The sequence below is a fragment of the Caulobacter sp. GW821-FHT05F04 genome (assembly GCF_059419665.1).
The window spans coordinates 1-22,291 of sequence record NZ_JBWKSF010000005.1 but is presented as its reverse complement, the minus strand read 5'-3'; the positions used below and the strand labels follow the sequence as shown (position 1 = coordinate 22,291).

General features: G+C 69.8%; 15 protein-coding genes. 2 read left to right on the top strand and 13 right to left on the bottom strand.

Annotated elements, in window-relative coordinates; translation table 11 throughout:
- Positions 1–82: 82 nt before the first annotated feature.
- Both AC07R7_RS14335 and AC07R7_RS14330 read right to left on the bottom strand, forming a co-directional pair.
- Positions 83–3,145 carry a TonB-dependent receptor domain-containing protein gene (locus tag AC07R7_RS14335; protein ID WP_494635616.1) on the bottom strand — a complete coding sequence of 1,021 codons (3,063 nt, stop codon included), beginning with the start codon at positions 3,143–3,145 and terminating at the stop codon, positions 83–85.
- A gap of 55 nt (positions 3,146–3,200) precedes the next feature.
- On the bottom strand, positions 3,201–4,535 hold the full coding sequence (locus AC07R7_RS14330) for a dicarboxylate/amino acid:cation symporter (RefSeq protein ID WP_492839388.1): 1,335 nt from the start codon (positions 4,533–4,535) through the stop codon (positions 3,201–3,203).
- A gap of 252 nt (positions 4,536–4,787) precedes the next feature.
- Between AC07R7_RS14330 and AC07R7_RS14325 the strand changes: the two genes are divergently transcribed.
- Positions 4,788–6,620, top strand: a complete 1,833-nt coding sequence (locus tag AC07R7_RS14325) for a sensor histidine kinase (protein ID WP_494635615.1) — start codon at positions 4,788–4,790, stop codon at positions 6,618–6,620.
- Positions 6,620–7,966: a sigma-54-dependent transcriptional regulator gene (locus AC07R7_RS14320; RefSeq protein ID WP_494635614.1), complete on the top strand. Its 1,347-nt coding sequence runs from the start codon at positions 6,620–6,622 to the stop codon at positions 7,964–7,966. The genes AC07R7_RS14325 and AC07R7_RS14320 overlap by 1 nt, the downstream gene beginning before the upstream one ends.
- Before the next feature lie 7 nt (positions 7,967–7,973).
- On the opposite strand, the gene phoY is transcribed toward AC07R7_RS14320, so the two are convergent.
- From phoY to ccoG, 11 genes are all read right to left on the bottom strand, one after another.
- Positions 7,974–9,635, bottom strand: a complete 1,662-nt coding sequence (gene phoY, locus AC07R7_RS14315) for an alkaline phosphatase PhoY (RefSeq protein ID WP_494635869.1) — start codon at positions 9,633–9,635, stop codon at positions 7,974–7,976.
- 89 nt (positions 9,636–9,724) lie between these two features.
- Positions 9,725–12,901 carry an efflux RND transporter permease subunit gene (locus tag AC07R7_RS14310; RefSeq protein WP_494635613.1) on the bottom strand — a complete coding sequence of 1,059 codons (3,177 nt, stop codon included), beginning with the start codon at positions 12,899–12,901 and terminating at the stop codon, positions 9,725–9,727.
- A 2-nt stretch (positions 12,902–12,903) separates the two neighbouring features.
- On the bottom strand, positions 12,904–14,052 hold the full coding sequence (locus tag AC07R7_RS14305; RefSeq protein ID WP_494635612.1) for an efflux RND transporter periplasmic adaptor subunit: 1,149 nt from the start codon (positions 14,050–14,052) through the stop codon (positions 12,904–12,906).
- Positions 14,049–15,284: a TolC family protein gene (locus AC07R7_RS14300; protein WP_494635611.1), complete on the bottom strand. Its 1,236-nt coding sequence runs from the start codon at positions 15,282–15,284 to the stop codon at positions 14,049–14,051. The genes AC07R7_RS14305 and AC07R7_RS14300 overlap by 4 nt, the downstream gene beginning before the upstream one ends.
- 51 nt (positions 15,285–15,335) lie before the next feature.
- Positions 15,336–15,605 (bottom strand): hypothetical protein, encoded by a 270-nt coding sequence (locus tag AC07R7_RS14295; protein WP_494635610.1) that lies wholly within the window; start codon positions 15,603–15,605, stop codon positions 15,336–15,338.
- A 136-nt stretch (positions 15,606–15,741) separates the two neighbouring features.
- Positions 15,742–17,103, bottom strand: coding sequence for an oxygen-independent coproporphyrinogen III oxidase (hemN, locus tag AC07R7_RS14290; RefSeq protein WP_492885469.1), 1,362 nt, complete (start codon positions 17,101–17,103; stop codon positions 15,742–15,744).
- On the bottom strand, positions 17,100–17,891 hold the full coding sequence (gene ftrB / locus AC07R7_RS14285) for a transcriptional activator FtrB (RefSeq protein ID WP_492885471.1): 792 nt from the start codon (positions 17,889–17,891) through the stop codon (positions 17,100–17,102). Before ftrB ends, hemN begins: the two co-directional genes overlap by 4 nt.
- A gap of 66 nt (positions 17,892–17,957) precedes the next feature.
- The gene (gene ccoS, locus AC07R7_RS14280; protein ID WP_492839374.1) at positions 17,958–18,122 is read right to left on the bottom strand and encodes a cbb3-type cytochrome oxidase assembly protein CcoS; all 165 of its coding nucleotides are present in this window, start codon (positions 18,120–18,122) and stop codon (positions 17,958–17,960) included.
- Positions 18,119–20,293 (bottom strand): heavy metal translocating P-type ATPase, encoded by a 2,175-nt coding sequence (locus tag AC07R7_RS14275; protein ID WP_494635609.1) that lies wholly within the window; start codon positions 20,291–20,293, stop codon positions 18,119–18,121. The genes ccoS and AC07R7_RS14275 overlap by 4 nt, the downstream gene beginning before the upstream one ends.
- Positions 20,290–20,796: a FixH family protein gene (locus AC07R7_RS14270; RefSeq protein ID WP_492839377.1), complete on the bottom strand. Its 507-nt coding sequence runs from the start codon at positions 20,794–20,796 to the stop codon at positions 20,290–20,292. Before AC07R7_RS14270 ends, AC07R7_RS14275 begins: the two co-directional genes overlap by 4 nt.
- Entirely contained in the window at positions 20,793–22,286 is a 1,494-nt protein-coding gene (ccoG, locus tag AC07R7_RS14265; RefSeq protein WP_494635868.1) for a cytochrome c oxidase accessory protein CcoG, read from the bottom strand. The genes AC07R7_RS14270 and ccoG overlap by 4 nt, the downstream gene beginning before the upstream one ends.
- Between the last annotated feature and the right edge of the window lie 5 nt (positions 22,287–22,291).

Genomic DNA, 22,291 nt, shown 5'->3' with positions numbered 1-22,291 from the left:
ACCGGCGAAAACCTCGTGACGCAAATACGAAGGGAAGCCGGCCGCTCCATGGGAGGATGTTGGAGCGGCCGGGGGCTCAGCCTCAGAACGACTTGCTGACGCTCATGTACCAGTAGCGGGCATAGGGGTTGTAGAGCGAGCCGATGAAGCCCGACGACGAAAGCGGCGGATCCTTGTCGAACAAGTTGCGCGCGCCGACCCGGATGCGGGTGTCGTTGGCCCAGCCCTTCCGCGCGAAGCGATACTGGGCATAGAGGTTGACCGTGGTCAGCGGCTCCACGCGCCAGGGCTCGCCCTTGGTCGACAGCAGGTCGGTGTCCAGCACCGCGCCGGTGTAGATCACCGAGGCGCCGATCTGAACCGGGCCGCCGCGCCAGGTGCCCGTGCCGCTCCACTTCCACTTCGGCTTGCCGTTGCGCTTCAGCAGGTCGCCCGGATCGGTCAGCGGCGTGGCCGGGTTGATCGTGCCGGCGGCGCGGGCGGCGAACAGGTCGGCGATCGGCGGGGCCAGTTCCTGCGAGAACTTGTCCATGTACGTGCCGTCGACATTGGCGCTGAAGCGACCCAGCTTGTCGGTGCGCAGCGTCCAGTTCAGGCCGAAGTCGATGCCGCTGACGGTCTGGGGCTGCAGGTTCTTGAACTGGTCGCGGATCTCAAGGATCTGGCCGACCGGGGTCAGGCCCGTGCCGTTGAAAAAGGCGATGTCGTCCACCGTCGGGGCGGCGCGGATGACGCTGGCGTTGGTCGTGCCCGTCAGGCGGAACAGATAGTCCTGCACAGCGGCGTTGGTCGAGCCCAGCGTGCCGACGATGCCCTGCTGCTTGATCTGCCAGCGATCGACAGTGACCGTGAAGCGGCCGAACCGCTCCGGAATGAAGGTCGGCTGCAGCACGACGCCCACCGAATAGCTCTCGCTCTCCTCGGCCTTCAGGTTCGGGTTGCCGGCCGTGGTGAAGCGGATGCCTACTCCGCGCGTGCAGGCGCTGAAGGTCGAGATGCGGCCGGCGCGCAGGTCGGCCTCGCAGCGGTAATAGTCGGTGACGGTGTTGGTCCGCGAATAGGCGAACGGATTGGTCGTCTCCAGGTTCGGGGCGCGGAAGCCCTTCTGCCAGGAGCCGCGGAAGCGGACGCCGTCGACCACGTCCCAGGCGAAGGCCACCTTCGGCTTCGCGACCGACCCGAAGTCGCTGTAGTTCTCGTAGCGGCCGGCCACCTGGAGATCGATGCGGCGGACCAGCGGGATATTCATCTCCGGCGAGACCAGCGGCAGAGCGAACTCGACGAAGGCCGAGCCGACATCGCGCGAGCCCTTGGTGCTGGGCGTATCATTGACGCCGGTGACGTTGCTGTTGCTGGTCGCGCCGGTGACCGGGTCGGTGAAGGGCGTACGGCCGTCCAGCTGCGGATCGCGGCGATCCGCTTGCGTCTCGTGACGGAACTCGACGCCGGCGGCGACGCCGACATCGCCCGACCAGATGGTCAGCAGGTCCGGCTTGGAGACCTTGAAGTCGGCCAGGGTCAGGGTGGTGGTCGAATGGCGCTTGAGGCGGAAGCGGATGGCGTCCAGCGCGGCCTTGGAGCTGGGCGTGCAGTCACGACCACCCGTGCCGTCCAGGCAGCCGCCGTTGAACGGGTTGTAGGCATCGGGCGTGGATAGAGCCAGCTGGGCGGCCAGCTTCTTGCTGTCGATGCCGTCGCTCTCGTCCTTGGCATCGGCCTTCGAATAGAGCAGCGCCGAGTCCCAGGACCAGCCCCACCGCTCGCCCTTCAGCCCGCCCAGGAAGCGGGTCTGGTAGTTCTCGACCTCGACCTTGCTCGGGCCCAGGTCGTTGAAGCGGTAGTTGGTGAAGGTCACTGGCAGGCCCGTGGCCGGCACATTGGTCAGGCCCGGCAGCCGGTTCGGATTGACCGTACCGTTGGCGAAGGTCACCGGGCCGAACGGGTTCCAGTAGTTGCTGGCCGGCACGCCGATGGTCACCAGGCTGGTGCCCTGGGTCGTCAGGCCCTCGGACGTGGCGTGGTAGAAGCCGAGCTCGCCATAGGCCGTCAGGGTGTCGCTGATGTCGTAGTGGCCGTTCAGGAAGAGGTTCTGGCGCTCGATCTCCGGCTGGACCGTCGTCGCGTCGTTCTGCACCGCGTTGTAGCGATAGGCGTTTGCGGTGCTTCCGGTCGCCAGGTTGCCCGTGCCCAGGCACAGGCCGTTGCCGAGCTGGGTGGCGCAGCCGGCGATGGTGTTGGGCTGGACGTGGGTCGCGCCCGCCGCCGTGGTCAGGGCCGTCGCGCCTTGGCGAATGACGCCGGGGCCGCCGAACACCGTGAAGTTGGCGAACGAGTTCTGGTTGCCGCGATTGTCCGGCGCGGCGCTGGCGGCATAGTCCGGATAACCGGCGAACAACGAGCGCAAGTCCTGGGTCGCGGTATAGGGCCGGTCGCTGGGACGCTGGGCCGTGCGCCAGGTGAAGTTGCCATTCAGCGAGATGTTGCCCCGGCCTTCGGCGAAGTTGCGGCCGGCGAAGATGTTGCTGGTGTATTCCTTGCGGTGCGTGCCCTCGGCCCAGCCGTACTGGGCGTCGACGGTCAGGCCGTCGAAGTCGCTTTGCAGCACCGTGTTGACGACGCCAGCCACGGCGTCCGCGCCGTAGATGGCCGCGGCGCCGTCGCGCAGCACCTCCAGGCGCTCGAGGTTCGAGGTCGGGATGGCGTTGGCGTTGTAACCCAGCAGCGGCACGGTGCCCGACGACTGGCTGGTCGGGTGCGAGACCAGACGGCGGCCATTCAGCAGCACCAGGGTGTTGCCGACGCCCAGGCTGCGCAGGTTGATCGAATTGACGTCGCCGCGCGTCGAGTTGCTGGTCTGGGCCGCGTTGCTCGGATTGATGAAGACGTCGCCCATCGCCGGGATCGAGCGGAACAGGTCGTCGCCCGAGACCGCGCCGGTGGCGGCGATCTGATTGTTGTCCAGCACGGTCACCGGCAGGGCGGCCGTGGTCTTGGCGCCCTTGATCTGGCTGCCGACCACGACGATTTCTTCGACCTTGGTGTCGGCGGCTTCCTGGGCGGCGGCGCCGGTGGCGATCAGCAGGCTGGCCAGGGCCGCGCCTTGGACGAGGCGGCGGCGATAGCCGCGGAGGGTTTGGTGCGTCACGTTTAGCTCCCCAATTTTCTTGTTCTGACTAGGCTCTGGAGTTCGATCCGGCGCCCTAAGGGCGCACGGGGTCCGGGATGGGACCGCCGGCGGCCGGCGGGTGTTTCTTCGGGTTCAGGGCCGACTTGAAAGCCGCGACGTCCAGGCCGCGCTCCCAGCGCGAGACGACGATCGCCGCCACCGCGTTGCCGGTGAAGTTGGTCAGGGCCCGGCACTCCGACATGAAGCGGTCGACGCCCAGGATCAGGGCCATGCCGGCCACGGGAACCGAGGGCACGACCGACAGGGTGGCGGCCAGGGTGATGAAGCCGGCCCCCGTCACGCCCGCGGCGCCCTTCGAGCTCAGCATGGCCACGCCCAGCAGCAGCGCCTGCTGCTCCCACGACAGGTGGACGCCGGTGGCCTGGGCGATGAACAGCGCCGCCAGGGTCATGTAGATGTTGGTGCCGTCCAGATTGAACGAATAGCCCAGCGGGACGACGAGACCGACGACCGACTTCGGACAACCGGCCTTTTCCAGCTTCTCGATCAGGCTGGGCAGCGCGGCTTCCGACGAACTGGTTCCCAGCACCAGCAGCAGTTCGGCCTTCAGGTAGCGGATCAGGCTGAAGATCGAGAAGCCGTTGGCGATACCCACCGCGCCCAGCACCACGATCACGAACAGCGCCGAGGTCAGGTAGAAGGTGCCGACCAGCATGGCCAGGTTCGCCACCGAGGCGATGCCGTACTTGCCGATCGTGAAGGCGAAGGCCCCGAAGGCGCCGATCGGGGCGGCCTTCATGACGATATGCACGAACTTGAAGAAGGCCTGGGCGACCAGTTCCAGGAAGTCGACCACGGGCCGGGCCGGCTCGCCGACCAGGGTCAGCGACAGGCCGAACAGGATCGAGATCAGCAGCACCTGCAGGATCTCGCCCTCGGCGAAGGCGCCGACCACGGTGTCCGGGATGATGTGCATCAGGAAGCCGACAACGGTCTGGTCATGCGCCTTGGCGGCGTATTCGGCGACCTTGTCGGTCTTCAGGGTGGCCGGATCGATGTTCATGCCCGCGCCCGGCTGGACGACATTGGCGACGATCAGGCCGACGATCAGGGCCAGGGTCGAGAAGACCAGGAAATAGACCAGCGCCTTGACGGCCACGCGGCCGACCTTCTCCAGGTCGCGCATGCCGGCGATGCCGGTCACGACAGTCAGGAAGATCACCGGGGCGATGACCATCTTCACCAGCTTGATGAAGGCGTCGCCCAGCGGCTTCAGCGATTGGCCCATCTCCGGATAGTAGTGGCCGATGGCGCCGCCCAGGACGATGGCGAGCAGCACCTGGAAATAGAGGTGCTGGAAGAACGGCTTGGATCGCTCGGGAGTTCGCGCGGGCGCGGCCGGTTGGATCGTCTTCACTGTCGCCTCTCGGACCGGCCTGTTGGCCGCGTTTCCACCCCGCGCCCCTTTGCCAGGACGCCTGGATAGACGATCCTTTCAGGCGGAAGTCCGCGCAAGCGGCATGAAGAAAAGACACAAGATATTGTTTTTATTTGATATTTTACCTTCGAAGGCGAGACGGCCCGCTTCGCTGACTGCGAAAATCCTCACACCAAATCCGGCATTTGTGCGAGAATCCACACAAACCCTGGAAACCCGTCGATGACGACCTTGCGGTCGCCGAATCTCGCCGACCCGATCGCCCTTCGCTGGGCGGCCTATTTCGCGGTGAGCGTGATCATCCTGGCGGCCGTCGTCGGCTTCGCGGGCGCGGTCGCCGAACGGCGCACCGAGGCCGACCTGGCGCGTCAGGCCCAGACCTCCGCCACCCTGCACGCGGCCGTGCTTCGCAGTGAACTGGCCAAGCACCGCTCGCTGCCCTTCGTGCTGGCCCAGGACCCGGATGTCGCCGAGACCTTGCGCTCAGCCAATCCGCGCGGCATCGACGCCCTGAACCGCAAGCTGGAAACCCTGAGCGGCGGCACGCGCGCGGCGGTGATCTATGTGCTGAACGCCAAGGGCATGACCATCGCCGCCAGCAACTGGCGTGAACCGACCAGCTTCGTCGGCTCCGACTACAGCTTCCGCCCCTATTTCAAGGAAGCCAGCGCCAACGGCGTCGCCGAACTGTTCGCGCTGGGCACGGTCAGCCGCAGGCCAGGCCTGTTCATGTCCCGCCGCGTCGAGGGGCGCGAGGGTATGCTGGGCGTCGTGGTCGTGAAGGTGGAATTCGAGGCGCTGGAGGCTGAGTGGTCTTCCGCCGAACCCGCTTTCGTCGCCGACCCGCGCGGCGTGATCCTGGTGACCTCCATCCCGGCCTGGCGGTTCTCGACCCTCACGCGCCTGCCCCGCGCCGAGCAGGAACAACTGCGCACCGAGCACCGCTTCGGAGACGCCCCGTTCTCGGTGCTGAAGGCCACGCCCGCGCCCGTGGCCGGCCGGCCGCCGGTCCTGACCACGGCGGCGGCGGACGGTGATACGCGCTTCATGGCCGCCAGCGCCGACCTGGGGGCCGCCGGCTGGACGGTCTTCACGTTCACGCCGGTGGGCGAAACCTTGCGGACCGCCGTCGCCGGAGCGCGAGCCATCGCCCTGCTGGTCGGCCTGGTCGTTTGCGGCGTCGCCTTCGCCATCCTGCGCTGGCGGGGTCAGGCCAGCCTCCGCGCCGCCCGCCAGGAGGCAGCCCGGTTGAAGCTGGAGGCTCGCGTCGCCGAGCGTACCGCGGAGCTTAGAGAGACCAACCAGCGCCTGATCGTCGAGATCGAGGAACGCCGCCGCGCCGAGGCCCACGCCCACCGGATGCAGGACGAACTGGTCCAATCGAACAAGCTGGCCACCCTGGGCCAGATCGCCGCCGGCGTGGCGCACGAAATCAACCAACCGGTCGCTGCCATCCGCGCCTATGCGGACAACGCCGCCGCCTTCCTGGATCGCGCCGACGACAAGACCGCCAGGGCCAATCTCGGTCTCATCGCCGGCCTGACCGAGCGTATCGGTCTGATCACCGACGAACTGCGCGCCTTCGCCCGCAAGTCCAGCGCGCCCGCCGCGCCGGTGACCGTGCGCGACGCCGTCGATGGCGCCCTGCTGCTGGTCGGCCCACGCGTGCGTCAGCAGAACGTCCGGGTGATCCGCGACGAGGCCGACGAGGCCGCCCGCGTGATGGCCGAGCGCTTCCGGCTGGAGCAGGTGCTGGTCAATCTGCTGCAGAACGCCCTGGAAGCGCTGGAGGACACGCCCGATCCGGAGATCCGCGTCGAGGTCGTGGTCAAGCGCGCGCAGGTGCGGATCGTGGTCGCCGACAACGGCCCCGGTGTCGGCCCGGAGGCGGCCAAGAGCCTGTTCACGCCCTTCGCGACCACCAAGCCGCGCGGGCTCGGTCTCGGCCTGGTGATCAGCCGCGACATCGTCGCCGAGTTCGGCGGTGAGCTTTCTCTGGAGCCTGCTCCTGGCGGCGCCCGCTTCGTCATGTCCCTCCCCAAGGCGCGTATCTGATGTTTGCACCCGTCAACCAAGTGGCCTTCATCGACGATGACGACGTGCTGCGCGACGCCAATGTCCAGACCCTGCAGTTGGCCGGGTTCCAGGTCTTGGCCTTCGCCGCGGCCGAGGCTGCGTTGGCCGCCTTGCCCGCCGGATTCCCGGGCGTGGTGGTCAGCGACATCCGCATGCCGGGTCTGGACGGCCGCCAACTGTTTCGTCGCCTCAAGGCCCAGGACGAGGATCTGCCGGTCATCCTGATCACAGGCCACGCCGACGTCTCCGAGGCGGTCGAAGCCATGCATGACGGCGTCTACGACTTCGTAGCCAAGCCCTACGCCCCCGAACGCCTGGTCAGCAGCGTCCGCCGCGCGATGGAGAAGCGTCGGCTGGTGCTGGAGAATCGCACCCTGCGCACTCTCGCCGTCGAGGCCCAGAGCGACTGGCCGCTGATCGGCCAGACGGCGGTCATGGAGCGATTGCGCGCCACGCTACGACAGCTGGCGAACGCCGATGTCGACGTACTGCTGGAGGGCGAGACCGGGGTCGGCAAGGAGTTGGCCGCCCGCGCCCTGCACGCCTGGGGCCGTCGCCGCGATCGAGAGTTCGTGGCCGTCGACTGCGCCGCCCTGCCCGCCGTGGCTCTAGACAGCGAGCTGTTCGGCCACGAGCTGGGCGCGTTCAGCGGCGCGGTGCGCCAGCGGGCCGGCCGCATCCAGCAGGCCGATCGCGGCACCCTGTTCCTCGACGAGATCGAGACCCTGGCCCCCGAGGCGCAGGGCAAGTTCCTGCGGGTGCTGGAAGAGCGCGAGATCACGCCGATGGGCTCGAACCGCGCCCAGACCCTGGACCTGCGCATCGTCGCGGCCGCCAAGTCGGACCTGTCGGACGCCGTCGCCGCCGGAGCCTTCCGCGAGGACCTGTTTCACCGCCTGGACGTCGTGCGCATCCGCATCCCGCCGCTGCGCGAGCGGCGCGAAGACGTGCCGTTGCTGTTCGCCCACTTCCTGGCCCGAGCCCGCGAACGGCTGGAGGGCGAGCCGCCCAAGATCGACGACAAGATCCGCTGGCGTCTCTACAACCACGACTGGCCCGGCAATGTCCGCGAACTCAGCCACTACGCCCAGCGGGTGGCGCTAGGCCTGGCGGACCAGGGCGGCGATCCGCAGGCGGATCCGCCGCCGCCCCTGCCGGCGCGCGTCGCCACCTACGAAGCCCACCTGATCGAGGAAGCCCTCACCGCCGGCGAAGGCGACGTCCGCAAGGCGCTGGAGGTCCTGCGCATTCCGCGCAAGACCTTCTACGACAAGATCGAGCGCCACGGCATCGATCTGGCCCGGCATCGTCGCCGGTCGCGTTAGCAGCCTGCTATCGGCAGGGCTGGCCGTAGACGAGCGGCCGGCAAACGCCGTCGATGTCGGCCGGCGGCTTGATCCCCGTGGCGGCGGCGAGGGTTGGGGCGATGTCGACCGTGTCCAGCGGCAGCACCCGCTCGTGCGGCGTCGCGCCCTTCCACCAGAACAGGATCGGCACGCGCCGGTCGTAGTCCCAGGGGCTGCCGTGGGTCGAGACATAGGTCGCGCCCGCCGTGGCCGGCACGCGGTTGGGCTTGAAGGCGATCAGTATATCCCCGACCCGGCCCGGATAGACGCTGCGACGCACGCGCTCGGCCACCGACAGTTCCTCGATCGCGGCGTCGGCCGGAGCCGGCGCCAGGGTCAGAATGGCGTTGGAGTCGAAGGCCTCGGCCACGGCCGGATCCCGCTGGATCAAGACCAGGGCCGCGGCCGTGATGCGAGCGCGGTCGGTGATCGAGGGCACCTTGCGATCCGGTCCGACGACGTAGATCTGGTCTATGCCGCCGTCGGCGATCAGCGGATCCCACGACAGGTCGAGATCCTTGCGCAGTTGGGCGTTCAGCCCGGCGACCCACGGCTTGCCGATCACGCGCTCGCTGTCATAGCCCTCGTCATGCAGGCGCTCGGCGAAGTCGGCTCCGCCGTGGTCGGCGGCCAGCACGACCAGGACCCCGCCCTTGACCTTGTCCAGGCTCTTGAGGAACGCGCCCAGGCGGTCGTCGAGACGGGCGATCTGGTCGCACATCTCCGGACCGCGCGTGCCAAAGCGGTGGCCGATGAAGTCGGTGGCCGACAGGCTGACGGTCAGCACGTCGACCTGCGAGCCGTCACCCAAGGCGTACGTCTCGCGCAGGTTCTGGGCCAGTTCCAGGGTCACCTGGTCCGTATAGGGGCTGGCGTAGAGATCGCGCTGCTGGCCGGCCTCGTCGGGCGCGACCGGAATCGGCAGGGCCGCGCGCCACTTGCGACCGCCGGTCTCGTAGTCAGCCTCCAGCGCCCGGCAGCGCTTGGCCGAGCCGCCGATCAGCTTCTTGTCGTAGTCCCAGACGTAAGGATGCTTCTTCAAGTCCGCCGCCAGCCTGGCGTTGAAGGCGGCGACGGGCTTCAAGCGTTCTTCCGCCGTCTGGCCCTGGGCGACCCAGGTCGTGAAGCCGAAACCCGGCTGGTACCAGAACTGGCCGTCGGCCTGGTGGCCCGACATGGTGATCGCCCCGCGATCCTTGCCCGACACGCCAAACACCCGGCTCTTCGGCGACACGGCCTTCAGCCAATCGCCATAGGTGGTGGCGACCAGATTGGCCGGCGACACCGCCCGCCCCTTCGGATCGTCGGCCGGCGTCGCGCTGGGATCGGCCAGGCAGTAGACCGTCTTGCCGGTGGCGAGGTCGTACCAGTCATTGGCGCTGATGCCGGTCTTGTTCGGATGCTTGCCCGTCAGCAGGGTCGAGTGGCCCGGGCAGGTCTCGGTGAAGGCGTGCGACTGGTAGCCGTTCGGATAGACGACGCCGCCGCTCAGCGTCTTCAGCCCACCGGTGAACTCCGGCCGGTGCTGGGCGTAGAGGTTGGCGCTGAACTGGTCGATCGAGATGACCACGACCAGCTTCGGATCCGGCTTGGCCGAGATCGTGGACGCGTGGGCGGTCAAGCCGGTCGACATGGCGGCGGCGAACAGGCCGCAGGTAAGCATCTTGTTCATTCGAAGCGATTTCGCCCGAACCGCCCATCCGCGCAAGGATTGAAACGATCCGGGCGACCCTCATCTCATCCTTGCGTGAGATCCGGGCGTGAGCCCCGACGCTCCGCCAGCCAAACATAGAAGCTCGGCAGCACCAGCAGGGTCAGCACGGTCGAGGTCAGCAGGCCGCCAACCACCACGGTGGCGAGGGGCTTCTGGACCTCTGCCCCGGGGCCGATGGCCAGGGCCATCGGAATGAACCCCAGAATGGCCACCAGCGCCGTGGTCAACACCGCCCGCAGGCGGCCGACCGTGCCGTCGATCACGGCGGCGGCGATGTCGGTCGCGCCTTCCATTCGCTGCTTGATGCTCTGCATCAGCACCAGTCCGTTCAGCGTCGCCACGCCCGAGACGGCGATGAAACCGACCGCCGCCGAGATCGAGAACGGCATCCCCCGCAGCAACAGCGCCAGCGCGCCGCCGACCAGGGCCAGGGGCACGCAGCCGAAGACCAGCGCTGCCTCCGTCGCCGAGCCCAGGGCGAAGAACAGCAGCACGGCGATGACCAGGAACACGGCCGGCACGATGATCGCCAGCCGCGCGCTGGCCCGCTCCAAGTTCTGGAACTGACCGCCCCATTCGAGCCAGGAGCCGGGTGTCGGCTGGACCTCCCGCGTCACGGCGGCCTGGGCGTCCGCAACGAAGCCGCCCAGGTCGCGACCCCGGACATTGGCCTGGACCACGATCCGCCGCTTGCCGTTCTCGCGACTGACCTGATTGGGGCCCTCGGCGGTGTCGAAACGGGCGATGCTGGACAGCGGGATGGCCGTCGCGCCTTCCCCGCTCTCCGACACGACCGGCAACTGGCCCATGACCGCTGGATCGGCGCGCGAGGCGTCGTCCAGGCGCACGACCACGTCGAAGCGGCGGTCACCCTCCAGGATATGACCGGCCTCGCGACCGCCGAGGCCGATCTCGAGGGCGTCGGCCGCGTCGCTGGCATGGACGCCCAAGGCGGCGGCGGCCGTACGGTCGACACTGGCGGTGATCGTCGGTTGGCCGGAGATCTGCTCGACCTTCACATCCGCAGCACCGGGGACCTTGCGCAGCGTCGCCGCGATCTGGTCGGCGGTCCGGCTCATGGCGGCGAAGTCGTCGCCATAGACCTTCACCGCCACGTCCGATCGCACGCCGGCGATCAGCTCGTTGAAGCGCATCTGGATCGGCTGGGTGAACTCATAGGCGTTGCCGATCAGCTTGCTAAGGTCGCCCTCCATCCGCTCGACCAGCTTGGCCTTGGACAGGCCGGGATCCGGCCAGTCCTTGCGCGGCTTCAGGATCACGAAGGTGTCCGAGGCGCTCGGCGGCATTGGGTCGGAGGCGATCTCGGCGGTGCCGGTGCGGGTGAAGACCAGGGCGACCTCGGGCTGGGCCGAGAGCACCTTCTCGACCTCGAACTGCATGGCCTGGCTTTCTTCCAGCGAGATCGAGGGGACGCGACTGGCCTGGACCAGAAGGTCGCCCTCGTCCAGCGTCGGCGCGAACTCGCGACCCAGGGCGAAGAAGGCGACGACGCCGAGCGCCAGCGCCAGGACGGCGCCCCCAGCCACCACCTTGGGACGCGCCACCGCCGCGCGCAGCACCGGTTCGAAGCGCGTGCGGACGGCGGCCATGACCTTGGTCTCGCCGTGACCTTTCGGCTCGCGCACCGCCAGGGCGGTCAGGGCCGGGACCAGGGTCAGGGACAGCACGAAGGCGCCGGCCAGAGCGAACATCACCGTGGCGGCCATCGGGGTGAACATCTTGCCCTCGACGCCCTCGAAGGTCAGCAGCGGAGCGTAGACCAGCAGGATGATCGCCTGACCGAAGGCGGCGGGACGGGCCATCTCCTTGGCCGCGTCGATGGCGATCGACAGGCGCTCGGCGGCGGTCAGCGCGCGTCCTTCGGCGTCGCGGCGCTGAGCCAGGCGTCCTAGCGTGTTCTCGATCACCACGACCGCGCCGTCGACGATCAGGCCGAAGTCCAGCGCCCCAAGGCTCATCAGATTGCCGCTGATTCCGAACCGCCGCATGGCGATGGCGGCGATCAGGAACGAAAGCGGGATGACCAGCGCGGTGATCAAGGCGGCGCGGAAGTTGCCCAGGGCCAGGAACAGCACCGCGATGACCAGCAGAGCCCCGACCGTCAGGTTGTGCTCGACCGTGCGGATCGTGGCGTCGACCAGCCGGGTGCGGTCCAGCACGGGCTTGATGATCACTTCTGGCGGCAGGCTGGGCGCTATGGCCTTCAAACGCTCGTCGACGCGGGCGGCGACGGTGCGGCTGTTCTCGCCGACCAGCATCAGGGCCGTGCCGATCACCACCTCACGGCCGTTCTCGCTGGCCGAGCCCAGGCGCGGGGCATGACCGATGGCGACCGTGGCGACGTCCGAGACCTTGACGACCGCGCCGCCGCGACGGCCGATCGGGGTGTCGGCCAGTTCGGCCAGGCTCTTCACCCGCGCATCGGTGCGGACGATATAGGCCTCGCCGCCGCGCTGGACGTAGCCAGCCCCGGCGATGCGGTTGGCGTGCTCCAGAGCCTCGACCAGTTGTGGCAGACTGATCCCGCGCGCGGCCAGCTTGGCTGGATCGGGATGGACCGCGTACTCCTTGACGTAACCACCCAGCACGTCGACGCCGGCGACGCCGTTCAGGGTCTTCAACTGCGGGGCGACGATCCAGTCCTGGACGGTGCGCAGATAGGTGGCCTTCTCGACGTCGGTCCGCAGGGTCTCGCCCTCGGGCGTGACATAGGAGACCCCGGATCGCGCCGGCGCGCCCTTGAACTCGACGGTCCAGATATAGACCTCGCCCAGGCCGGTGACGGGCGGTCCCATGCTGGGCTCCAGACCGTCAGGCAGGTTGGCGCGGGCGGCCTGCAGGCGCTCGTTGATCAGGGTGCGGGCGAAATAGAGGTCGGTGCTGTCGGCGAACACGGCGGTGATCTGCGAGAAACCGTGCCGCGACAGCGAGCGGGTCTCGACCAGGCCCGGCGTTCCGGCCAAGGCCGTCTCCAGAGGGAAGGTCACCTGCCGCTCGACCTCCTCGGGGCCGAGGGCCGGCGCGATGGTGTTGATCTGCACCTGGCGGTTGGTGATGTCGGGCACGGCGTCGATCGGCAGGCGCGACAGTTGCTGCAGGCCCAACGCGAACAGCGCCACGGCCAGCAGAACGACGATCCAGCGGAAGCGGACCGAAAGGTCGATGAGGCGGTTCAGCATGATCAGTCCTCGTGCCCCGCTTCACCCTTGCCCAGTTCGGCCTTCAGGCGGAAAGCACCCTTGCCGGCAAGGGTCTCGCCACCGGTGAGGCCTTTCAGGATCTCGACCGAACCGGCGGCGGTCCGGCCGGTCACGACCGGCGTGGCGCGGAAGCCCTTGGGCTCGGCGACGAACACCACGGTGCGCCCCTCCAGGGTCTGGACCGCCTCGGCCGGGACCGTGAGACCGCCCTGCCCCTTGGCGAGGATCACCCGGGCCGAGACGATCGCGCCGATCTGCGGCGCGGGCGTGGTCGGCTTGGCCCGCACGACCGCCGCGCCAGCGCCGAGCGCGCTGGGGGCGACGGCGACGATGCGCGCGCTGGCTTCCCCGCCTTCCGGCCGCTGGACCAGGATCGCATCGCCGACATGGATGGCGCCGGCCGAGGCCGGCGGCGCGTCGAAGACGTACTCGACCTGGTCCTGGTCGGCGATCTCGGCGACGAGACCGCCTTGCGCGAGGAAGCCGCCAACCCGGGCGTCGACCCGGGTGACGATCCCGGCGATCGGGGCGCGCAGGGTCGCGAGGCCGCCGGCGCTGGGCGCGCCCTGGGCGGCGACCTGGGCGCGGGCGGCGCGCAGTTCGGCCTGGGCCTTGTCGGCGGCGGCCTGACTGACTTCCCAGTCCTGCCGGGCGACGACCCCGGCCTCCAGCAGGCGAAGGTCACGAGCCGCGGCGGCCTGGGCGGCGCGCGCCCCGGCGCCGGCGGCGTCAACGCTGGCCCGCGCGCCGGCTCCCTCCGCGCTGCGTAAGGTGGCGACCGCCGCGCCGGCGGCCACGCGATCACCGGCGGCGACGTGGACGCGCTCGACCGTCCCCGACACCGGAGCGCCGAGGGCGGCCGAGGCGTTGACGGCCAGGGCGACCCGACCGGGTAGAACCAGCTCGGAGCCGCCGCCGCGTCCGACCGTCGTGGTCAGCACACCGGCCTTGAAGGCGTCGGCGGCGGACAGCGCCACGAAGTCTTCCTCGTGCGGCGCTTCCCCCTTCTCTTCGTGAGCCGGAGGTCGCGCCGGCGCCGGGTCGGTCAGGCGACCAAGGCCAAAGCCCAGGCCGGCGGTGGTCACCAGCGCGGCAGCAGCGCCGGCCAGGATCCATTTGCGGTCGTTCATTGGGTGTCCCCGAAGGCGATCTGTCCGTTGGCCTGGGCGAGGTCCGCCAGGGCCTTGGCGCGCGCCAGCCGCGCCTCGATGGCGCGCTGCCGGGCGGAGACGAGGTCGCGGCGGGCGGCGAAAAGTTCGAGCAGCGGCAGCTTGCCGGCCTCGTAGCCCAGGCGAGCCAGGCGATAGGCCTCGCGGGCGGCGGCCTCGCCTTCACGGGCGGCGGCGGCGGAGCGTTCGGCCGCCGCCGCCTCGCCCTCGGCACCGCGGCGGTCGGCGACCGCGTCGGCCTGGGCCATGAGCAGCCTGGCCCGCGCCGCGTCGGCCTCGGCCCGCGCCGCGTTCACCGCGCCTCGGTTGCGGTCGAACAGCGGCAGGGGCAGCGAGAAGCCGGCCACGGCGGCGGTGGCGTCCTCGCCGGCCAGCCGGCGAACGCCGAAATTGACGGTGACGTCGGGCGTGGCGCGGCGGTGTTCCAGGTCGAGCTTTCGCGTCGCGACCCGCTGTTCGGCCTCGGCGACGGCGACCGTCGGCGCTTGAGCCGCGACGGCGGAGGCGCGCCAGGCATGGTCCAACGCGCCGGGCGTCACGGCGGTGAAGGTCCGCTCGCCGCCGGTCATGGCCGCCAGCCGGGCCAGCGCCCCGCCCGATTCCGCCTCGGCCCGCGAGACCTCGGCCTGCGCGACCGAGACCGCCGCGCGCGCCTGCAAGGCGCGTAGTTCGGCTTCCTTGCCGTTGTCGACCAACAACCGCGCCGCCCGGGCGTCGGCCTCGGCCAGCTCATGGCTCTCCCTGGCGACGACCAGCCGTTCGCTCGCGGCCTCCGCGGTCGCATAGGCCACGACCAGGTCGCGGGCGTAGGCGACACGGCCTAGGGCAGCGCGCGACCGCGCTGTGTCGAGCTCGGCCTTGGCCGTGGCCACACGCGCGCCGCGCTTGCCGCCCAGCTCCAGGGTCTGGCCGATCGACAAGGTCGTCTCGGCGCTCTGGAAGTCGCGGTAAGATCCGTCGCCTCCAACGTTTTCGATCTGCAGGTCCAGCGTCGGATTGGGCCGGGCGTAGGCCTGTTGGGCGCGCCCCTCGGCGGCGCGCGTTTCGGCCTCACCGACAATCAGATAGGGCGCGGCGGCCTCGCGCAGCAGGGTTTCCAGGGGCGGCGCGGTCTGGGCCGCCGCCACGCTATGGAGCGCGCCGCAAACGGCGGACGCCAAGGCCGCGCGCAGCGGCCATCGGTTCGATGACATGAAGATTCCTCGCGATGACATGACGACGGCGCGCGAAAGGCGCGCGGGCCGTCAGCCGCGAGGGGGGCGATCGAGGGCGGAGACCGTCAGTGACGGCAGGGCGTGGACCGGCGTGATGGCGTGACGGGCGCCCGTGAGGGCCGGCGCGGCGACGCTCGAAACGGGCGCGTCGAGCGCGGGACCGGCGTGATGGCAGTGCCCTCCCAGGCAACAGGCCGCCTTGCACGGCGCGCTGTCCTGTCCGTGGTCGGCCTGGATCGCTTGGCCGGCGGTCATCGCGGCCCCGTCCGCCGCGCAGAGGCAAGCCGCGGCGCTGGTCATCGGCGCTGCCACGAGCAGTGACAGGACACAGGCGGCCAGAAGGCCTCCCAGGTTCCGCCACCATGTCGCCTTGCGCCGCATGACCGCTCTCATAGCGTCGAGGCGCGACTTTGAGAACGCGTTACATAATCACAGTTCAGACCGCCTTGGCGTGACGGTCGGCCGCCTTGGGTAGGCGCGCGTCGAAGGCGGCGGCGACCACGCGCATCAGGCGTCGCGCCGTCTCCGGAATCGAGATCACCGCGCCGTCACGGCGGCAAAGTCCGGCCAAGGCCAGGGCGTCGACGGCGTCGAGACTCTCGGCCAGCAGATCGCTGGACATCTCCTGATCCCGGCAGATCGCCTCGACGTCGACGGAGAGGTCGCACATCAGCCGTTCGATCACGAGCGCGCGCAGGCGATCCTCGTCGCCCACGGCCAAGGCGCGGTTCAGCGGCAGCTCGCCCTGGGCGATCCGGGCCGCCCATTGGTCGCTCGGCACGTGGTTCTGGACGAAGCCCTCGCGGAACTGACCGATCGACGACGGCCCAATGGGAATGAGCACCGCCGCCGCGTCGTCGGTGTAGCCCTGGAAGTTGCGCCGCATCCGTCCCTCCGCCGCCGCGTGGCTAAGCGCGTCGTCAGGCAAGGCGTAGTGGTCGAGGCCGATCCGCACGTAGCCGGCCTCGACCAGGGCCGCGTCGGCCGCCTCGGCCTGCAGCCAGCGTCCATCGAGATCGGCGAGGTCGGCCTCGCGGATCATCGTCTGGTGCTTCTTCATCCACGGCACATGGGCATAGCCGAACACGGCGATCCGGTCGGGCCGCAGGGCGACCGCCTCTCGGGCGGAGGCGTGGACATTGTCGGGCGTCTGGCCGGGCAGACCGTACATCAGGTCGAAGTTCACGCCGCCGACACCCGCGCCGCGCAACCCCTCGACCGCCCGTGCGACTTGCTCATAGGGCTGGACACGGTTGACCAAGGTCTGGACATTCGGATCGAAGGTCTGGACGCCCAGGCTGACGCGGGTCACGCCAGCCTCGCCGACCGCCGCGATGAAGTCTTGCGACAACATGCCAGGATCGAGCTCCGCGGCGATCTCGGCGCCGGGCCGCAGGCGGAAGGCGCGCGCCAGTCGGGCCGTCACGTCGACGAAATCGGCCGGTCGCAGCGCGTTGGGGCTGCCGCCGCCGAAGTGCAGGTGCGCCAGGCCGTCGTGCTCGCCCAGTCGACCGGCGACCAGATCGATCTCGCGCCGGAGTACGTCGAGATAGGTTCCCACACGATCGTAGGTCGGAGCGATCGAGGTGTGGCAGCCGCAGTACCAGCACAGGCGGCGGCAGAACGGCACGTGGACATAGACCGACAGCCGGTCATCCGGCCGTGTCGCCCCATACCAGCCCTCGGCCTCGCTCGCATGGGCGCTGTCGAAGGCCAGGGCCGTCGGATAGCTGGTGTAGCGCGGCAGGTTGCGCTCGGCGTGCGGGCGTTGGGCGGCGGGCAGGATCGTGGCGGTCATGGGCGGGCGTCCTCGGGGACCGGAAAATCAATGGCTTTGAAGCGGCGACGCTCGCGCTCCGCCTGGCCCGGGTGGGCGGCGTCGAAGGGGGCGTGATTGTCGATCGAGTTGTCGGCGGCCGCTAGCAAGGCAAGGTCGCCGGGCCGCCGCAGGGTGACGATGGGACCGTCGACCTCGACACCCAGCGGCGCCAGGCTGGCGAAGCCGCGCGACAGGTTCTCGGGCGTCATGCCCAGCAGCGAGGCCAGCACCCGCTTGCGGCTAGGCAAAGTCAGTCGGGTCGCGCCGTCCTGGCGCCTGTGCTGGGTCAGCAGATAGTTGGCCAGGCGCTCCCGCGTACCGCGCAGCCGCTGGTTCTTCAGGGCGCGAACGACGCCGCTGTAGCAACCGGAAAGCTCCTCGGAGACCGCGAAGGCCAGGGCGGGATCGGTTCGGGCGGCCAGGCGCAGCGCCGCGCCGGGGATCAGCAACACCTCGCTGCGCGGGGCGGCCCAGGCCGTCACCAAGGCCGGCACGTCCAGCACCACCGAGGCCAACATCACGGTGGACAACGGTTCCAGCAGGGCCAGGGTCGCGCCCTGCCCTTCCCGTCCGCTCTCCAGAGCGACCGAGCCCTCCATAAGGATCGGAAGCCAGGGGCTGACCTCGCCCTCGAGCGTCAAGGCGGTGCGGCGCGAAACGCTTCGCAGCACGGCGTCGTGTGTCAGCTGGGCGAAGCTGTCGGCGGAGGCGGCGTCCAACAAGGGCAGCTTGCGGACACGAAGCAGGTCGGCGGTGTCGAGGGACATGCGGGCCCTTCCACAATGAAGTGAACCCGTCTTGCCGCGTTCGACGACCGCGAACCTTGATCGGCGTCAATCCTCCGCCGGCGGCTTGTCGTCGAGATGGTCGTAGAGGATGCGGGCGGCGTCGCCCTTGGGGTCGTCGTACTGGCCCGAGCGCATGGTCCAGAAGAAGGCCAGCAGGCCGATGGCGCCGAGCCCGATCGACGCGGGGGCCAGGAACAGGATGATGTTCATCGGCGGGGCCATCTCAAACGAGGCCTGGCGGCGTTCAGCAACACCACGATCGACGAGCCCGACATGGCCAGGGCCGCGATGAACGGATTGACCAGGCCCGCCATCGCGGCGGGCATGGCCACGACATTATAGATGGCCGAGAAGCCGAAATTCTGCAGCGCCCGACGGCGGGCCGACCGGGCGGTGTCGATCGCCTCGGGCACCGCGCCGAGGGCCTCGCCGGTGAAGACCAGGTCCGCCGCGTTCTGGGCGGCGTCGACCGCCGCGCCGGGGGCCATGGAAGCGTGCGCCCGAGCCAGGGCGGCGGCGTCGTTGAGGCCGTCGCCGACCATCAGCACCTTGCGGCCCTGCGCCTTGAGACCGTCCACGATCGCGGCCTTGTCGAAAGGCGTCAGGCCCGCGCGCCAGTCCGCGACGCCGACCGCGTGAGCGATGTCGCGCACCGGGCCCGCGAGATCGCCCGACAGAACCTCGACCGACAAGCCCATTCGGCGAAGTCGCGCGATGGCCTCGGACGCGTCGGCGCGCGGCTGGTCCTCGAACACGAAACGGATCTTCAGGTCGCCTTCGAATCCGAACCACAGCTCGGTCTCGCGCGCGTCGCCGTCCTTGACGCCGACAAAAGCCGCGCGACCCAGGCGCGCACGGCGGCCGTCGATCAGCCCCTCGACGCCCTGCCCGGCCGTCTCGACGCAATCGGCGGCGACAGGGCCGGCGCCGGCTTGCGCGGCCAAGGCCTTGGCCAGGGGGTGGCGCGAGGCGCGGGCCAGGGGCGCGGCCAGGGCGACCAGATGGGCCGGCGCGTCGACAAGACGGGGGCAGCCTTCGGTCAGCACGCCGGTCTTGTCGAAGATGACGTGATCGACCTCGGCCAGGCGCTCCAGGGCCGCGCCGGACTTGACCAGCACGCCCCTGCGGAAGAGGCGGCTGCTGGCGGCGATCTGCACGGCCGGGGCGGCCAATCCCAGGGCGCAGGGGCAGGTGACGATCAGCACCGCCGCCGCCCGCAGCAGCGCCTCGCGCGGACCCAGGCCCAGCGCCCAGCCGCCGACGAAGGTCGCGGCCGCGACGGTGTGGACGACCGGCACGTACAGCGCGGCGGCCTTGTCGGCCAGGCGGACATAGGCCGAGCGGGTCTGGGCGCCGGCCTCCATCAGCCGGGCGATGGCGGCCAGGGTGGAGTCCTCGCTGCGCGCCGTGGCGGTCATGACCAGGCGGCCGGAGAGATTCAGCGCGCCGGCGTGCAGTCGCGCCCCGACCGTGACGGGCGCCAGGGCCGTCTCGCCGGTGATCAGGGCGTTGTCGATCTCCGAGCGGCCGGCCTCGACCAGGCCGTCGACGGGCACGCGATCACCAGGGGCCACGACCAGCCGGTCCCCGACGACGATCTCGGCGACGGGCACGCCGTGCTCGGCCTCGCCCGACAGGCGCACAGCCACCGGGGCTTGCAGAGCCAACAGGTCGCGCGCCGCCGAGCGGGCGTTGGCGCGCAGGCGGTGATCCAGGTAGCGCCCGATCAGCAGCAGGAACAGCAGGGTGACGGCGGCGTCGAAATAGGCGTGCTGGCCGTGCAGCATGGTCTCGGAGAAGCTGACGATCAGGGTCAGGATCACGCCGATCGAGATCGGCACGTCCATGTTCGCCTTGCCGCGCTTCAACGACGCCCAGGCCGAGCGGAAGAACGGCCGTCCCGCGAACAGGGCGCAGGGCGTGGCGACGATCGCGGCCATCCAGTACATCAGGGTCAGGGTCGCCGGCGTCAGTTCCTGGCCGAACAGGCCCGCCCAGGCCGGGACCGTGAACATCATCACATTGCCAGCCCCGAAGCCGGCGACGCCCAGCGCGACGGCCAGTTCGCGGCCCTCGCGATCGATCGCGGCGACAGCCTCGGCCGGATCGAACAGGCAGGCGCGGTAGCCCAGGCCCTCGACCGTCTCGACGACGCGCTCCGGATGCGCCTCGCGCCCGGTGAGTTCGACGGCCAGCTTGCCCGTCGTCAGGTTCAGGCGGACGCCGGCGACGCCCGGCAAGCCGGCGACAGCGGTCTCGATCTTGCGGATGCAGGCGGCGCAGCGAGCGCCGCTGACCAACAGTTCAAGCCGCCCTCGCCCCGCCTCGTCGCGGCGAACGAAGGCTTCCAGATCGCGATCCACGGTCAGGCTGGCGTTCATTTGACGGGCTCCAGCAGACGCGTTTCCAGCTCGAAGACGTCGCGGCTGTTGCGCGCCGTGGCCCGCAGGTCCCAGGCGCCGTCGAGCCGCGCGCGGGTCTGATAGCGGCCGTCGCCCAGCGGCTTGAAGTCCAGGGTCTGGCGCCCGACCTCGGTGGCGGGACGCTCCAGGACGCCGGTCATGGAAAGGCGGTCCAGCGGCGCGCCGGTCTTGTCGACGAGGCGCACCACCACCGTGTCGCCGTCGGCCTTCTCGACCGAGGCGGTCCAGCCCAAGGCCGCCTCGCGCTGGCGCTGGGCCAGCGTCTTGTTGAAGGCCAAGCCCGCCTCGTAGGGGTTGGAGGCGACCTCGCCCGAGAAGGTGCCGTAGGCCTTGATCATAAACAGCGTGTCGACGCCGATCACGACGGCGAAGAACGCCACGACGGCGATCAGGACATGCCAGCCGGTGATGGGCTTGGCGGTCTTGGACTGGACGATCTCGGGGGACGAGGCGGCGGTCATTGCGGGTTCGCGGCTCCGGAGAGGAAGACGGTCTTGGCGTCGGCCTGGACGTCGCCGGCGCGGGCGATGAAGCGGACCGGCGTGCTGGCCGCGAGCTCGGCTTCGGGCGGCGCGGTGACGAAGACCCGCACCGAAGCGACTTGGTCCGCCGGCACGGTGACGCTGACGGCGCCCGGGGCGCCCGGCTGGTTGAGGCGCGCGCCGGTCACGCCGTCGAACGCGATCTCGAACCGGCGGTCGAAGAAGGTCCGGTTGGTGATCTTCAGCGTATAGCCGTCCCGCACCGCGCCGTCATGCATACGCACGAAGATCGGGTTGCGGTCGCGGATGACGTGGAGGTCGGCCTTGGGCCGGCTGATCAACGCGCCCAGCGTCAGGCCGCCGACCACCGTCAGGGCCAGGGCGTAGTAGATGGTCCGCGAACGCACGGGCTTGTAGGTCGACTTGCGCCCGCAGGCGCGGGCGGCGACGGCCGCGTCGGTGTCGTAGGCGATGAGACCCGTGGGCCGGGCCAGCTTGGTCATGACCTCGTCGCACGCGTCGACGCAAAGGCCGCAGTTGATGCACTCCAGCTGGCTGCCGTCGCGGATGTCGATGCCCATCGGGCAGACCACGACGCACTGGTGACAGTCGATGCAGTCGCCGCGCCCCGCCCAGTCCTGGCCCTTCTTGTGCGCGCCGCGCGGCTCGCCGCGATCACGCAGATAGGTCACCTGCAGCGAGTGCTGGTCCAGCATGGCGCCCTGGATGCGCGGCCACGGGCACATATAGGTGCAGACCTGCTCGCGCATCCAGCCGGCGAAGACATAGGTGGTCACCGTCAGCAAGGCGCAGGAGACATAGGCCGTGGCCGGGGCCTGGCCGATCCAGAAGGTGCGGATCAGGGTCGGGGCGTCATGGAAATAGAAGATCCACGCCCCACCGGTGCCGAAGGCGATGCCAAGCCAGGTCAGATGCTTGCCCGCCTTGCGCCAGAGCTTGTCGAAGGACATCGGCGCGGCGTCCAGGCGCATGCGGGCGTTGCGGTCGCCCTCGAACAGGCGCTCGACGACGATGAAGAGGTCGGTCCAGACGGTCTGGGGGCAAGTATAGCCGCACCACAGTCGGCCAAACAGCGCGGTGACCAGGAACAGGGCCAGGGCGCCGGCGACCATCAGTCCCGTGATGATATGGACGTCCTGCGGCCACAGCTGGATGTCGAAGAAGTAGAAGCGGCCGCCCGTGAAGTCGACCAGCGCGGCCTGCTGCGGGAAGCCTTCGGGTCGGCGCCAGCGGATCCAGGGGGTGACGTAGTAGATCGACAGGGTGGCGATGAGCAGCGCCCACTTCACCCTGCGCCACGTCCCGTGGACCAGCTTGGGATAGATCGGCTCGCGCGGCTTGTAGAGGCCGCCGCCCTTGGGCGCGCCCTTGTCCTTGGCCCGTGCGGCGGCTGAGACCGCCGTCCGGTTTTCGGTTTTGGGTTTGGTGTTGTCGATGAGGGTTGGCATGGCCG